This is a genomic window from Kaistia nematophila (assembly GCF_026343855.1).
GTDB classification, from domain to species: Bacteria; Pseudomonadota; Alphaproteobacteria; order Rhizobiales; family Kaistiaceae; genus Kaistia; species Kaistia nematophila.
In genome coordinates, this window is the sequence record NZ_JAPKNK010000006.1 from 42,607 (window position 1) to 57,815 (window position 15,209).

Annotated in this window: 10 protein-coding genes; 6 read left to right on the forward strand and 4 right to left on the reverse strand. The window is 64.4% G+C overall.

What is annotated here, in order from left to right; translation table 11 throughout:
- Positions 1-31 precede the first annotated feature (31 nt).
- Complete coding sequence (locus tag OSH07_RS14735) at positions 32-976, forward strand: ABC transporter substrate-binding protein (protein ID WP_266339437.1); 945 nt, start codon at positions 32-34, stop codon at positions 974-976.
- Positions 977-1,399: 423 nt separating this feature from the next.
- Here the strand turns inward: OSH07_RS14735 and OSH07_RS14740 are convergent, their stop codons facing one another.
- Both OSH07_RS14740 and OSH07_RS14745 read right to left on the reverse strand, forming a co-directional pair.
- Positions 1,400-1,852, reverse strand: coding sequence for an Lrp/AsnC ligand binding domain-containing protein (locus OSH07_RS14740; protein ID WP_201403381.1), 453 nt, complete (start codon positions 1,850-1,852; stop codon positions 1,400-1,402).
- 21 nt (positions 1,853-1,873) lie between these two features.
- Positions 1,874-2,683: an alpha/beta fold hydrolase gene (locus tag OSH07_RS14745; protein ID WP_266339438.1), complete on the reverse strand. Its 810-nt coding sequence runs from the start codon at positions 2,681-2,683 to the stop codon at positions 1,874-1,876.
- A 154-nt stretch (positions 2,684-2,837) separates the two neighbouring features.
- Between OSH07_RS14745 and putA the strand changes: the two genes are divergently transcribed.
- The 4 genes from putA to OSH07_RS14765 all read left to right on the forward strand — a co-directional run bounded on the left by putA (position 2,838) and on the right by OSH07_RS14765 (position 9,858).
- Positions 2,838-5,933, forward strand: a complete 3,096-nt coding sequence (putA, locus tag OSH07_RS14750; protein WP_266339439.1) for a bifunctional proline dehydrogenase/L-glutamate gamma-semialdehyde dehydrogenase PutA — start codon at positions 2,838-2,840, stop codon at positions 5,931-5,933.
- Between the two features lie 286 nt (positions 5,934-6,219).
- The gene (locus OSH07_RS14755; RefSeq protein ID WP_266339440.1) at positions 6,220-8,187 is read left to right on the forward strand and encodes a potassium transporter Kup; all 1,968 of its coding nucleotides are present in this window, start codon (positions 6,220-6,222) and stop codon (positions 8,185-8,187) included.
- Positions 8,188-8,581: 394 nt separating this feature from the next.
- Positions 8,582-9,019 (forward strand): hypothetical protein, encoded by a 438-nt coding sequence (locus tag OSH07_RS14760; RefSeq protein ID WP_266339441.1) that lies wholly within the window; start codon positions 8,582-8,584, stop codon positions 9,017-9,019.
- The gene (locus tag OSH07_RS14765; RefSeq protein WP_266339442.1) at positions 9,019-9,858 is read left to right on the forward strand and encodes a hypothetical protein; all 840 of its coding nucleotides are present in this window, start codon (positions 9,019-9,021) and stop codon (positions 9,856-9,858) included. Before OSH07_RS14760 ends, OSH07_RS14765 begins: the two co-directional genes overlap by 1 nt.
- 625 nt (positions 9,859-10,483) lie before the next feature.
- Here the strand turns inward: OSH07_RS14765 and OSH07_RS14770 are convergent.
- Both OSH07_RS14770 and OSH07_RS14775 read right to left on the reverse strand, forming a co-directional pair.
- Positions 10,484-11,665 (reverse strand): MFS transporter, encoded by a 1,182-nt coding sequence (locus tag OSH07_RS14770; protein ID WP_266339443.1) that lies wholly within the window; start codon positions 11,663-11,665, stop codon positions 10,484-10,486.
- A 31-nt stretch (positions 11,666-11,696) separates the two neighbouring features.
- The gene (locus tag OSH07_RS14775) at positions 11,697-12,578 is read right to left on the reverse strand and encodes a hypothetical protein (protein WP_266339444.1); all 882 of its coding nucleotides are present in this window, start codon (positions 12,576-12,578) and stop codon (positions 11,697-11,699) included.
- 410 nt (positions 12,579-12,988) lie between these two features.
- On the opposite strand from OSH07_RS14775, the gene OSH07_RS14780 reads away from it, so the two are divergent.
- Positions 12,989-15,205: a bifunctional diguanylate cyclase/phosphodiesterase gene (locus OSH07_RS14780; protein WP_266339445.1), complete on the forward strand. Its 2,217-nt coding sequence runs from the start codon at positions 12,989-12,991 to the stop codon at positions 15,203-15,205.
- The last annotated feature ends 4 nt before the right edge of the window (positions 15,206-15,209 follow it).

Consider the following 15,209-nt stretch of genomic DNA (forward strand, 5'->3'; position numbering starts at 1 on the left):
CGCGATAACTGAACAAAAAAGGGAGAGAGAAATGCGGAAGCTTCTATTCGGATCCGTCGCAGCGGGCCTGATGCTCGCCGCCGGCATCGCCCAGGCGCAGGAAACCAAGACGATCGCCGTGTCGATTCCGGCCGCCGACCATGGCTGGACCGGCGGCGTCGTCTACCACGCCCAGGAGCAGGCCAAGCGCCTCGAGCAGCGCTATCCGGGCCTGAAGGTCATCGTGAAGACCTCGCCTGACGGCGCCTCGCAGGCGAACGCGCTGGAGGATCTGACGACCCAGGGCATCGACGCGCTTGTTACTCTGCCGCACAATTCGGACGAGCTGACGGACCCGATCCGTCAGGTCAAGCAGAAGGGCGTGTTCATCACGGTCGTCGACCGCGCGCTCACCGACAACTCGGTCGCCGATCTCTACGTCGCCGGCAACAACCCGGCTCTCGGCCGCGTCGCCGGCGAGTACATCAAGGAAAAACTGAACGGCAAGGGTAACGTCGTCGTCATCCGCGGCCTGCCGATCGTCATCGACGAAGAGCGCAACAAGGGCTTCGACGAGGGTATCGCCGGCAGCGACATCAAGGTTCTCGATCGCCAGTTCGGCAACTGGAGCCGCGACGACGCCTTCAAGGTCATGCAGGACTACCTGTCGAAGTACCCGCAGATCGACGCCGTCTGGACGCAGGACGACGACATGGCCGTCGGCGTGCTCGAGGCCATCAACCAGGCCAAGCGCACCGACATCCAGTTCGTCGTCGCCGGCGCCGGCATGAAGGACATGATCAAGAAGGTCATGGATGGCGACAAGATGATTCCGGTCGACATCCTCTATCCGCCGGCGATGGTCGCCGTCGCGATGGACCTGACGGCCGCCGGTCTCTACGACCACCTGCCGGTCCGCGGCAGCTACATCCTCGATGCCACGCTGGTGACCAAGGACAACGCCAAGGACTTCTACTACCCCGACTCGCCGTTCTAAGTCGGCCTGTTGGAACGTCCTGACCCTCTCCCGCCATGCGGGGGAGGGTTTTTCTTTGCGCAGGCGCTGAAGTCGCCCGCCTTGGACCCACAACGCGGCGCGGATGGATGGATCCCTGCGTCCGCAGGGATGACGACCGAGGTTGTTGAGCGTCCCTACCGTCCGCCGTCGCCATTTCCATGTCGTGCATTCCAAGCACACCGGCTTACACCCTGCTCGATCTGCCACCTTCGGCGGTATCAGTCCGTCCGCTTAGGTCTCGCCGGTTGTGCGTCGCGCAGATTCGCAACCTCGCCGTCATCCCTGCGAAAGCAGCGATCCATGCAGCCGCGATGCTTGTCGTCTATGCAACCCTTAGGTTCCGCCGGATGGAGTCCCGGGAGGAAGGCGGAGTGTTGGGAGGCGAATGGAATGCGATCCCCCCTAAAGCGGCAGCAGATCCGTGTTCTTCACCTCTTCCATCACCGCATAGGTGTGCGTCTCGCGCACGCCCGGCAGCGACAGCAGGCTGTCGGAGAGGAAGGCGCGATAGGCGTTCATGTCGCTGACGCGCGCCTTGATCAGGTAGTCGAAGCCGCCGGCCACCATGTGGCACTCCATCACCTCCGAGGCGCGCCGGACCGCGGTGGCGAAGTGGTCGAACACGTCCGGCGTCGTGCGGTCGAGCTTGACCTCGACGAAGACGAGCAGGCCGAGGTCCAGCTTTTCCGCCGAGAGGCGGGCGTGATAGCCCTCGATATAGCCTTCGCGCGTCAGTCGCTTGACGCGGTCCGCCGTCGCGGTCGGCGACAGGTTGACCTTGGCGGCGAGCTCCAGCGTGGTGATGCGGCCGTCCGCCTGCAGGGCCTTCAGGATGGCGCGGTCGATGCGGTCCATGGATGTCGGGTCTCGTGATCGTCAGCGCGAGGGCAGCGTCGCCAGGAAATCGGCGATGGCTTCGTTGAAGAGGGCAGGCCGCTGCAGCGGCGCGAAATGGGTGACGCCTTCCAGCACCCGCAGGCGGCCCTGCGGCAGCGCGCCCGCCAGATATTCCGCGTGCTCGATCCGGATGAATTCGTCGTCGGCGCTCTGGATGACCAGCACGGGCACGTCGATCTCGGCGAGGTCGGCGGCGCTGTAGTCCGGCTGGGTCCGCTGCATGAGGCCGACCGCCTCCGAGAAGGCCTTGAAATCGTCGGGCGTCGTGGAAAGCGCGGCATAGTCGGCGACATGCCGGCTGAAGCAGCGGTCGATCACCGGCGTGCCCACGAAGGGCTTGGTGCCGCTCGAATCCATGTTGCAGGCGAAGAAGAACACGCCGGCGACCCGCTCGGGATGGCGGCGCGCCAGCACCAGTCCGGTGCAGGCGCCGTCGCTCCAGCCGACGATGGCAGCCTTCGGTATCGCGAGATGGTCCATCACGGCGAGGACGTCGGACGCCATCAATTGGTAGGAATAGGGCTGTTCGTCGCGCGTGCTGCGGCCATGGCCGCGGCTGTCGATGACGACGGCGCGATAGCCGGCGTCGACCAGGGCCGGAACCTGGTTGCTCCAGTTGCCGCTGTGGCCGAGCCCGCCATGCAGGAGGATCACCGGCGCGCCGCTGCCATGGCTGGCGCACCAGATCCGCACCCCTTCGTTCTCGACGATCCAGGTCGCGTCGGTGACCGGCAAAGGCGGGGTGCCGTCCGCCGCAAATTGCACCAGTTCGTCGTCGCGAAGCGGCACGGAAAAGCCTCCCCGATGAGATGAACAGAGAGACTAGTGAATATCCCGGAAAATTGCCAATCGGCCGCGAGAGTCACGGAAATGGCCTCTATCAAACCCGAAAGCAGCGTTTCGGTTGGCGATATCCTGTGGACTTCGCAATCCGGAGTTCTCCATGCCGACCGCCGCCTTAGAACCTTTCCGCGCCCCCTTTGCCGGCGATGACGCCGCGTTGATCCGTCATGCGATCCGCGGCGCCATGCTGGACGCGAGCGCCGAGGCGCGCATCGACCGCCGCGCCACGGCCTTCATCGAAGCGATCCGCGGCCAGTCCGGCGCGGTCGGCGGCATCGAGGACTTCCTGCGCGAGTTCGGGCTTTCGACCCGCGAGGGGCTGGCGCTGATGGTGCTGGCCGAAGCGCTTCTGCGCGTGCCGGACGCGGCGACGCAGGACCGCCTGATCGAGGACAAGCTCGGCGGCGCCGACTGGAGCGAGCATAGCGGCAAGGCCGAAGGCTGGTTCGTCTCCGCCTCGACCTGGGCGCTGGGGTTGTCGGCGCGCATCGTGACGCCGACGGACAGCGCCGACGGCATCATCGCCGGCCTGGTCAAGCGCGTCGGCACGCCGACCGTCCGCACCGCGACCCGTCAGGCGATGCGCTTCCTCGGCTATCACTTCGTGCTCGGCCAGACGATCCAGGACGGGCTGAAGCGGGCGAAGACGCTGGAGAAGCAGGGCTTCCGCTATTCCTACGACATGCTGGGCGAGGGCGCCCGCACGGCGGAGGACGCGGAGCGCTATTTCGCGAGCTACGCGATGGCGATCGACGCCATCGGCAGGGCGGCGGGCAAGAAGGCGCTGCCGGATCGTCCCGGCATCTCGGTCAAGCTTTCCGCGCTGCATCCCCGCTACGAGGCCGTCAACCGGGACCGCATCCTGGCGGAACTGGTGCCGCAACTGGTCAAGCTGGCGGCGCAGGCGAAGGGCTATGACCTGAATTTCACCGTCGATGCCGAGGAGGCGGACCGGCTGGAGCTGTCGCTCGACGTCATCGCGGCGGCGTTCGCCGATCCGTCGCTTGCCGGCTGGGACGGCTTCGGGCTCGCCATCCAGGCCTATCAGAAGCGCGCGGCCGCAGTGATCGACTGGATCGGCGAACTGGCGCAAAAGCTGGACCGCAAGATGATGGTCCGCCTGGTCAAGGGCGCCTATTGGGACACCGAGGTCAAGCGGGCGCAGGAGCGCGGCCTCGACGACTATCCCGTCTTCACCCGCAAGGCGGCGACCGACCAGAACTACCTGTTCTGCGCGCGGAAGCTGCTCGATCTCAGGCCACGCATCTTCCCGCAATTTGCCACCCACAATGCGCTGACCGTCGCCACCATCCTGGAGATGGCCGGCGAGGCGACCGGCTTCGAGTTGCAGCGGCTGCACGGCATGGGCGAGGCGCTGCACAAGGCGGTGCACGAGAGCGTGCCGACCGTCTCGACCCGCATCTACGCGCCGGTCGGCGGTCACCGCGACCTGCTCGCCTATCTGGTGCGCCGCCTGCTGGAGAATGGCGCGAACTCGTCGTTCGTGGCGGTGGTCGGCGATCGGTCCGTGCCGATCGCCGGCCTGCTGGCGCGGCCCGACACGACGCTGGAGGGCGGCGCCCGGGCCCGCAACCGCAACCTGCCCATGCCCGCCGACCTCTATGGCGCGAGCCGCAGGAACTCGGCCGGGGTGGAATTCGGCCATGCGGCGACGCTGTCGGCGCTGCTCGACGGGCTGAGAGCGGAAGACGGCACGGCGCTGGCGGCGAAGCCGATCGTCGCGGTCGCGATCGACGAGGCGAAGCCGGCGCCGGTGCTGAGCCCGGTCGACGGCCGTACCGTGGTGGGTTCGGTATCCTTCCTGTCCGTCGAGGCGGTCGATGCCGTCCTGCGGGCGGGGCAGGCGGCATTCCGGAGCTGGTCGGCGACGCCGGCCGAGGATCGCGCCAGGATCCTGGAGAAGATGGCGGATCTTCTGGAGGCGAACCGCGACAGGCTGATGAGCCTGCTTTCCCGCGAGGCCGGCAAGACCCTGCCGGACGGGCTCTCCGAAGTGCGCGAAGCGACGGATTTCTGCCGCTACTACGCCGCAGAGGCGCGCCGGCACTTCGCCGAGCCGATCCGGATGCCGGGGCCGACCGGCGAGCGCAACGAGCTCAGCTATCGCGGCCGCGGCGTCTTCGTCGCCATCTCGCCGTGGAATTTCCCGCTGGCGATCTTTTTGGGCCAGGTGACGGCGGCGCTCGCCGCCGGCAACACCGTCGTCGCCAAGCCGGCCGAGCAGACGCCGATCATCGCCTTCGAGGCCATCCGGCTGCTGCATGAGGCGGGCGTCCCCGTCGCCGCCTGCCAGCTCGCGACCGGCGACGGCCGCGTCGGCGCCGCGCTTGTTAGCCATCCGTTAACCGCCGGCGTCGCCTTCACCGGCTCGACCGAGACGGCCTGGTCGATCAACCGCGCGCTTGCCGCGAAGAAGGGGCCGATCGTGCCGCTGATCGCCGAGACGGGCGGACTGAACGCCATGATCGTCGACGCGACGGCCCTGCCGGAGCAGGTGACCGACGACGTCGTCGCCTCGGCCTACCGCTCGGCCGGCCAGCGCTGCTCGGCGCTGCGCATCCTCTATCTGCAGGAGGACGTCGCCGACCGGATGCTGGAGATGATCGAGGGCGCCGCCGCCGAACTCACGGTCGGCGACCCGCGCCAGCCCTCGACCGACCTCGGCCCGGTGATCGATGCCGAGGCGAAGGCCAATCTCGACCGCCATGTCGCGGCGATGAAGAAGAGCGAGACGATCCGCTTCGAGGGCAGGGTGCCGAATGCGGGCACCTATGTCGCGCCTGTCATTGTCGAGCTCAAGGATGCGAAGACGCTCGACCGCGAGGTGTTCGGACCGATCCTGCATGTCGCGCGCTGGAAGGCGAAGGAACTCGACAAGGTGATCGAGCAGGTTTCGGCCACCGGCTATGGCCTGACGCTCGGCATCCATAGCCGCATCGACGAGACGGTCGAGGCCATCGTCGAGAAGCTCGCCGTCGGCAATGTCTATGTGAACCGCAATGTCATCGGCGCCGTCGTCGGCACCCAGCCCTTCGGCGGCTCCGGCCTTTCCGGCACCGGCCCGAAGGCGGGCGGCCCCAATTACCTGCTCCGCTTCGCCGAGGAGCAGGTCGTCTCCGTCAACACCGCCGCCGCCGGCGGCAACGCCTCGCTGATGGCGATGGGCGACGGCTGAGAGCAGCGCGGGGGCGCGGCGAATTCGCCTGACCGTGCAGGGAGTTGGCCCGTCGTCTTCGACCGGCTGGACCGTCATGGGAGGAAATCTGGCCCGCAAGCGGGCGGAGGGGGAACGGTCGCGCCCGCTCCCCGTTTCTTCCAGGCGGCGCGGGAACGAAAAGGATGCTAGGATCCCGATGACGCAGGGGATTCCTTTGAATTCGTGGGGCGCGTTGTATGCCGTACGTCATCTGCTATAAGCACGCGCGGCCGCCGGTACGTGCGGTGAACGAGATGACCAGTTCATGACTCTGAATGCGCAGGGTTCCGGAACCGGAACCCCAACTCCGGGCCTGGCCAGCGATGCGCCGACCGGATCGGCCACCGACGAGAATGGCGTCGGCAGCCCGGTAGCTCATGCTGGCCTGTTCACCCTCGCGCTCGGCTCCGTCGGCGTCGTCTACGGCGACATCGGCACCAGCGTCATCTACGCCCTTCGCGAGGCGCTGCACGCGGCGCAGAAGGCGCATGGCGAACTCATCCGCGAGGATGTGATCAGCGTCATCTCCTTGATCATCTGGACGCTGACGATCATCGTCACGCTCAAATATGTCGTTATTTTGCTGCGCGCCGACAACAATGGCGAGGGCGGAACGCTGTCGCTGATGGCGCTGGCGAGCCGCACCATGGGCAAGTCGGCGCCCATCGTCTTCGTGCTCGGCGTGGCCGGCGCGGCGCTGTTCTATGGCGACGCGGTGATCACGCCGGCGATCTCGGTGCTCTCCGCCGTCGAGGGCCTCACGCTGGTGACGCCCACCTTCGACGGCTACGTGCTGCCGATCACCATCGCCATCATCGCGGCGCTGTTCATGGTCCAGCGCTACGGCACCGCCAAGGTCGCGGCCTGGTTCGGGCCGATCACCGCCGTGTGGTTCATCGTCATGACCATCGGCGGCTTCCTGCACATCGCCGACGATCCCGGCATCTTCGCCGCGCTGAACCCCTACCACGCCGTCCGCTATGTCACGACGCATGGCCACACCAGCCTGCTCGTCATCGGCGCCGCCTTCCTGTCGGTGACCGGCGCCGAGGCGCTCTATGCCGATCTCGGCCATTTCGGCCGCCGGCCGATCCAGGCCGCCTGGCTCGCCTTCGTCTTCCCGGCGCTGACTGCCAACTATCTGGGGCAGGGCGCGCTGGTGCTCGCCAATCCGGACGCGATCAAGAACCCGTTCTACCTGCTGTTCCCGGAATGGGCGCTGCTGCCGGTCGTGCTGCTGGCGACCATGGCGACCGTCATCGCCTCGCAGGCGGTGATCACCGGCGCCTTCTCGATGACGCGCCAGGCGATCCAGCTGAAGCTTTTGCCGCGCATGGAGATCGAGCACACCTCGGAGACTCATGTCGGCCAGATCTACATGCCGCAGGTCAACACGCTGCTGATGATCGCCGTGCTCGTGCTGGTCGTGATGTTCGGTTCGTCGAGCCGGCTCGCCACCGCCTACGGCATCTCGGTCACGGCCGAGATGGTCATCACCGCCTGCCTCGCCTTCATCGTCATCTGGCGCTTCTGGCGCTGGCCGCTCTGGGTGTCGGCGCTGCTGATCGCGCCGTTTCTGATCATCGACCTGGTGTTCTTCGGCGCCAACCTGCTGAAGATCACCGAGGGCGGCTGGCTGCCGATCCTGTTCGCCTTCTCGATCATGTTCATCATGCGCTGCTGGGTGCGCGGCACGCGCATCCTGTTCGACAAGAGCCGTCGCAACGACGTGCCGCTGAACGAGCTGGTGAAGAACCTCGAGAAGAGCAGCGTCGTCCGCGTTCCCGGCACGGCGGTGTTCCTGACCTCGGATCCCGAGACGGCGCCGTCCTCGCTGCTGCACAGCCTCAAGCACTATCGCGTGCTGCATCAGAAGAACGTGCTGCTGACGGTCGTCACCAGCAACACGCCGCGCATCGAGGATTCCGACCGCATCCGGATCGAGCCGATCAACGACAGCTTCACCCGCATCTTCATGAGCTTCGGCTACATGGAGACGCCGAACGTGCCGAAGGCGCTGAGCCTCTGCCGCAAGCAGGGCTGGAAATACGACATCATGTCGACGTCGTTCTTCCTGTCGCGCCGCTCGATCAAGCCGGCGAGCCACCACCTGTTCTCGCGCATCCAGGACAAGCTGTTCATCAAGCTCGCCATCAACGCCAGCGACGCGACGGAATATTTCCATATTCCCACCGGCCGCGTCGTCGAAATCGGCACGCAGATGTCGATCTGATTTTTTTCTAGGGCGTCGCGTAGACGCCGGATGGGCTACGAACAAGAAGGCCGCCACGAGTTATCTCGGGCGGCCTTCTTGTTGCGCTCGCTGGTGGCCCCTAGTCAGGTATGGCGTATGTCTGAGATCGGGTGGAAAGGGGCGTTCTGCTAGCATACTTGATTGTAAGTACGCGGACATTGCATTGCCTGGACCAGCGCTTACAACCTCAGCGGAGTGTCGAACGTGGGGCGAGACTCATCGCGTGCGATATCAGCGCACCAAGTTGACCTTTATCGATTAACTCAACACCATGGGGTTGCGCGTCCTATGCAGTCTCGGTCAACCGGGTTGTGGCCGGCACAGCGTAACTTGGTTTAAAATGGGTCGAGATGTCTCGATCGGGGGGGCTAATATGGCGTTAGAAGAAATAAATAGCATAGCCGATCTGAAATCCTACATCGCCGAGAGGACCAGAGAGACGTGGGAAGACCGAGGCATCCCATATTACCTAAGCTACGTAGCTTCGGATCTGAAGAATAGGAATGTCAACTATCGCGATTTTATCGGCGCCTCGAAATTGAGCCAATGGGCCGCGACGAATGACTTTGTTGATGTAAAATATGTCGCCCATCCTACGGTGAAGGCAAAGGTCGGCTTCGTCCCCTCCGATGCTGAGTTCTCGTTCGAAGTTGACCCGAAGGCTGCCGGCGACGGCCCCACTTCCGCAAGTTTGAAGCGAAGGGGAAAGGCGTTGTTTCAATTCGTGGAAGCTCTGTCGAATTTGCCGGATGACGTCTTGGTCGATCTCAAGATTCCTGCATCTGTGCTGACCGCTCTGTTGAGGCAGTAATGGCAATACAAATAGTGTTCGTCACAGAGAATGCAGAAATAATTAGGATCGTACAAAGAAAGAAAAATGCACTTCTTCCTGCCGATGTCCGGGCTAATGGATTTAAGGTTTTCGATGGTGAGGAAATATTCGTATCGAGTTATAGTACGAAAGGTTCAAGCGGAATTGATCGACTTATCGCCCACATTGAGGAAGTTGTTAGAGATGGAATAACGTCAGTTTTATTGATTTCCGACGGAAGTGTTCCAGATTTATTGCCGGCTTTCGGTGATATTTTTTCCGTAAATCTTTTCGAAGCGCCGAAGCATGGCGTTAATATCCATAACTTAGTGCAAACGCTTCTGGCGAAGGTATTGAAAAACTTTCGATATTATCGGACACGTTTTTTTGATTTGAAATACCAGCAACTTTTCAGGCTACCCTTGAAGAATTTCATGGCCGACGAGATCGGAGTAGTTCGAGATCTGTGCCACGACATGATTGGCTCTGAGAGATTTGGTCGCCAGCTAGACGAGGCGCTAGCAAAGCTGCGGTCGCGCCAAAGACCAAAGAAGGCGTCTTCTCGCCCGGAGCGGTACTTCGTGGACGACGACGATAGGCACTTCCAACTGGGGGCCGAAACTCACGCAAAAGCCGAAACATCGCAGCCACCGCACACGAAGGCGTGCGTTTTGGGCAACAGATATCGCTTCGGCATCGCCTTCAACGGCGAGACGCATTTCAATGTCAGCAAGGATAAGGATGAGTCGATGAGCGGTAACTATGTCGATTGTCATGGTGCCTTTCGCCCAGGCGGCGGTGGCAAGCACATCAACATGTTTTCGAACGACTTCTTCTAAAGAAATTAGGGGAGTACTGTGTAACTCCCTTTTTCAATCTAATGCTGCTCTTTCACCGAAGGCGGTCTGGGCGGATCAGGGGCTATTCCCCATTTTTCGGCCCATCCATTCAATCGCGCGGCGTTTCCAGGTATCTAACTCTCGAAGCGCATGAAGGCACAATAGATAAGGTAGCTATAAGAGATGCGGCTATGCAGGTCAAGTTCTGGGTTCGGCGCGCGAAGCCGAATACCAGCTGCGAGCCTCAGCGAAATCTAACTTCGCGAGCCACGCAATGGCAGTTGTCAGGGACTAAACCATGTGCAGCAAATGACTGAGTTGGCCGTGAGGGAACGGGTTGGATTCGCGAGTTTTCCAGCTCGCCGCAGTCCACGACTTCCGCTGGAGGCTCCTGATCCTCACTCCACCGACGCTTCCGCCGCTTTCTTCTGTCCCGGCCGCACCAAAAAGATCAGCAGCGCGACGAATCCGACCGCTACCGTGACGGGTAGTCCTCGGCATCGAGCAGGTCCATCAGGAAGCCGATCGGCGTCGAGCCGATGACGGTGTCGGACGGATAGGCCAAGGCGACGCCGGTCGGGAACGCCGCCAGCCGTTGGCGGTAAAAAAAAAGCCCGGCCCGGCGCTACTTGCCAGCCGCGAAGGGGTCGCTGGTTCCGGCTGTTGCCCTGGCGGGGCGCATCAGGAAGGCGAGGAGAGCGATGAAGCCGGCGGCGACCGCCACCGGCAGCGCCTCGACGCCGAACAGGTCGATCAGGTAGCCGATCGGCGTCGCGCCGATGACGGAGCCCGCCGAATAGGACATGCCGAAGCCGGTCGAGACGATTGCAAGCCGCTGACCGCGAAAATCCTGGCCGATCAGCACGATGCCGAGCGTGTAGACGCCGGCGATGGTGCCGCCCGCCAGGAAGAGGGCGGGTTGCAGCAGCAAATCGCGTCCCATCGCGAAGGGCAGGGTGGCGGTCGAGACGATCGCGACCAGCGTGGCGCCGATCAGCACCGCGCGGCGGCCATAGCGGTCGGCGAGCAGGCCGAGCCCGATCACCAGCACCGCCTCGCCGAGGGCGAAGGTGGCGACGAGGCCCGAGGCGGCCGCGTCGGAGAGGCCATGCGCCGTGCCGTAGAGCGGCAGCAGGCTCTGCATCGCCGTCTCGCCGATCCCCGAAATGAAGGCGACGAGCAGGATCGTGCCGGCGAGCGTGATGGCGACGCGGAGGTTGCCGACGCCCTCGAAGGCGGCCTCGTCCGCCGCCTCGTGCGGGGCAAGCGGACGGGAGGGTATCGAGACCGCGAGAATGGCGCCGACGGCGAGCGGCACCATGGCGGCGACCAGCGGCAGCGATCCCTCGACGCCGGTCAGCCCCAGCGCCAGCGGGCCGAGGAACTGGCAGATCGCATAGAGCGTGCCCGAGCCGGCGATGATGCGGCCGCGATTGCGGTCGTCGACTTCGCCGTTCAGCCAGATCTCCGTCGTCGTCCACAGCGCCGAGAAGCAGGTTCCCATCACGAAGCGGGCGGCGAACCAGACGAAGACATGGTCGAACAGCAGGATCGCGCCGAAGGCGAGGAACGGGATGAAGAAGAACAGGCCGATCAGCCGGCCGATGCCGAGCCGGTCGATCGCCTGCGGCAGGAAATGACCGAAGAACAGGATGCCGACGCCGGCGAGCGAGGCGTTGAGGCCGATCAGCCAGTTCGCCAGCTCGCGCTTTTCCAGCGCCAGCGAGAAGAAGGGATAGCTGTAGCCGTAAAGGAGCGCCTCGGCGCCGATCAGGAACAGGATGCCGGCGACGCGCCAGAACCGCATGGTGATGTCCTCGGGTCGTCGGCCGTCGCGGTCAGGGCGTGGAGGGGTCGGCGAGGCCGAGCTCGGCGAACGAGACCGACCAGCCGCCCGACTGTCCGTCGCGTCCCGGCGAGTAGGAAGCGCCGTCGAACAGGGCCGCGGTCCACTTCTCGCAGAGCCGCTGCGCGTAGATCACCGGCATTTCGTGGCTGTGCGGTTCCTTGGTCATCTCGGCGAAGACCGGGTCGTTGTGCGGGGCGATCCAGCCCTGGCGGTCGGGCGACAGGTGGACGGCGCGCTCGGGAACGGCGGAAACCTTGTTGTAGCCCTGGATGGTGTTCGCCGACATGTTCTGCCAGGCGTTGGCGCATTTGTGCAGGAGCCGCTCGAAGTCGACGCGGTCCTTCACCTCGTAGGGCTCGCAATGGAAGTGGCGCTGGCAGAGATCCTTCACCAGCATGCCGAAGGCGAAGGCGTCGGAGGTGGTGTTGATCGCCAGGAAGGGCGTGCTCAGCGACGGGTCGTAGAGCGGATCCGCGACGACGGCCGCGTGGCGGCAGAAGGCGACCGGGAAGAACTCGTAGATGGTCATCTGCCCGGTGACGGGGCACTTGACCTCGAACGGGATGGCGATGGTCTGGCTGTTGATCAGCGCGCCCGCGCTGTCGGCGAAGCCCGCCTCGACCATGATCTCGCCGAGCCGCCGGAGCTCGCCGACCGAATCGGTGAAATCTCCCGGCTCGCTCGGCACGATGGCCATGTAGCCGGTCTTGCTGTGGGTATCGACGCCCTCGCGGAAGGTCTCGAGCGCTTCCAGGAACTGGTAGCCGTTGCGGACATGCGCGACGATATAGCGGCCAAGCTGGAATTCCCGCTTGCCCGCCGAACAGCGCAGGTCCGTGTCCAGCCATCGGTCGAATGCCTCTGTCGGCACTATCCCCCTCTGCTGGTGGAACGGACAAGCGGCCGGCGCCGCCTCGTCCGTCGAAGCCGGCAGATCTGTCCCCCGACGCATGTCATGCTCCTACGCACGAAAAATCACCCAGCCCAGTCCGCATCATTGCGAATTGGAGCGAGTGATTTAGCGATATCAAAACCATAGTTTACGGTCCGTAGACGAGCAACACGACGGTCCCAGCGACGCCATCGAATGGCCGCTTTGGAGAGGGAAAGTCCAGGTATTCTCTGGGGTCTGCGGTTTTGCGCGGCCCTGTTGCTATCGCTGAAGATCAGGCCGACGCAGCAACCTTTCGACGATTGATTAAAAACCGAATCAATCCGTTTAAGCGTCTCTAAAATGTTGGGTGCAATGGTCCCGGCTGCATGAACAGGGTCGATTCCGCAATGTCTCATCCCATCGCCGGGCGCATCACGCTGAACCTCGTGGCAGGTATCCTCGTCACGATTCTGACGGTCACGGTCGCCGTCTGGTGGATGGCCGAGAAGCAGAACAAACAGGCCCAGGAGAATACCGGCACCATGGTGACCGGCGGCATCGTCGCCATGGAGGACAACGTCAAGGCGTTCGCCAACGACTATGCCTGGTGGGAGGCCGGCTACAACGCCTACATGGCCGGCGACGAGAAGTGGGTGGACGAGAACTTCGGTTCCGGCATCCGCGACACCCAGATTTCCGACATCCTCGTCATCATCGATCCGAAGGGAGAGATCCCCTACGCCTGGTCGATCGATGATCACCGCGGCACGCCGCGCGAGATCTTCTCGCCGGAAATCCGCGCCAAGATCGCCAAGCTCGCCGAGGGCATGCCGGTGGTGAACGAGGCCGCCCGGCCCGCCTATTTCCGCGTCGGCGACGACATTATGCTGATCGCGGTCGCCCGCATCGCGCCGGTTTCGCGCGCCTCCGAGGTGGACCCCGCGACTTTGCCCTTCCTGGTCCAGGGCATCTACCTGAACCATCAGCGCCTGTTCGATCTCGGCAAGCAGTTCCTGATCGACGACCTCGAGATCGACCACTCCGCCAATGCGTCCGGCGCGGTCGAGGACGGCTTCCCGCCGATCCGCGATTTTGACGGCAACATCATCGGCGCCTTCGTCTGGACGCCGCCGACCCCCGGCTTCGCCGTGCTGCGCAACGTCGTGGCGCCGATCGCCGGCGGCCTGCTCGTCTTCTGCCTGATCGCGATGTGGACCGTTCTCCGGGCCCGCCGGCTGGCGCTTTCCCAGGCGCTCAGCGAGCGGCAGGCTGTCGAGGCGGCGCGCACCGACAGCCTCACCGGCCTCACCAACCGCTTCGGCTTCAACGAGTTGAGCGCCAGCGCCTCCTTCGAGGAAGCCTGCGCCAAGGGCGAGGCCGCGATCATCTATCTCGACATCAACGGCTTCAAGTCGGTGAACGACTCGATCGGTCACCAGGGCGGCGACGAGCTGGTGGGCATGCTGGCCGACCGGCTGTCGATGATCCTGCCGCCGGACGCCCGCTTTGCCCGCGTCGGCGGCGACGAGTTCGCCGTGGCGTTGACCGGGCGCGCCGCGCTCGGCGCCGTCGCCGGCGTCGCCTCGGCCATGGTGCATGCGCTCGACCAGTCCTTCACCGTCGGCGGCTTCCAGTTCCAGGTGACGGCGGCCGTCGGCTACGCGATCTCCGATGGCGGCGACGTCACGCCGGGCGAGCTGCTGCGCCGCGCCGACCTTGCCATGTACCAGGCGAAGAACGCCGCCGAGCGCGACGCCGTGCCCTATCACCCGGGCCTCGAAACCGGCGCGCTGCATCGCAAGCGGCTCGGCATGGCGCTGCGCGGCGCGATCGAGGCCAACGAGCTGTCGGTCGTCTACCAGCCGATCGTCCGCGCCAGCGATCTCGCCATCGTTTCGGTCGAGGCGCTGGTCCGCTGGGACTCGAAGGAGTTCGGCCGCGTCTCGCCGGTCGACTTCATCCCGGTCGCCGAGGAGACCGGCGCCATCCACGACATCGGCAAGTTCGTGTTCCAGCGCGCCTGCCAGGACATGGTTGACTGGCCGGGCCTGAAGATGTCGATCAACGTGTCGCCGGCGCAGCTGCGCGATCCGAGCTTCGCCAACGATCTCGGCGCCATCGCCCGCCGGCACGACGTGGTGCCGAACCGCTTCAAGCTGGAGCTCACCGAAGGCCTGCTGGTCCGCAATCCGACCATCGCCAAGCGCAAGCTGGCGCGCCTGAAGTCGATGGGTTTCGGCCTTTCGCTCGATGATTTCGGCACCGGCTTCTCCTCGATCGGCTATCTGCGCCAGTTCCCGTTCGACTGGCTGAAGATCGACAAGTCGTTCATCTCGGAACTCGGCAGCAACCCGACCGCCAACGCGCTGATCCAGTCGATGATCGCGCTCGGCGACGCCATGGACATCGCCGTCGTCGCCGAGGGCATCGAGACGGTCGAGCAGTTGCAGCTTCTCCGCTTGCTGCAATGCGAATTCGTCCAGGGCTACTACCTGGCGAAGCCGATGCCGGCGGCTGGCATCACCGCCCTCCTGGCCGAGCTCGGCGAGAGCCGCCGCATCCTGCCGGAGCTGGATCTGGGCGGCTATGAGCCGAGCCGGCCGGTGCTGACGATCCAGTCCTGACCGC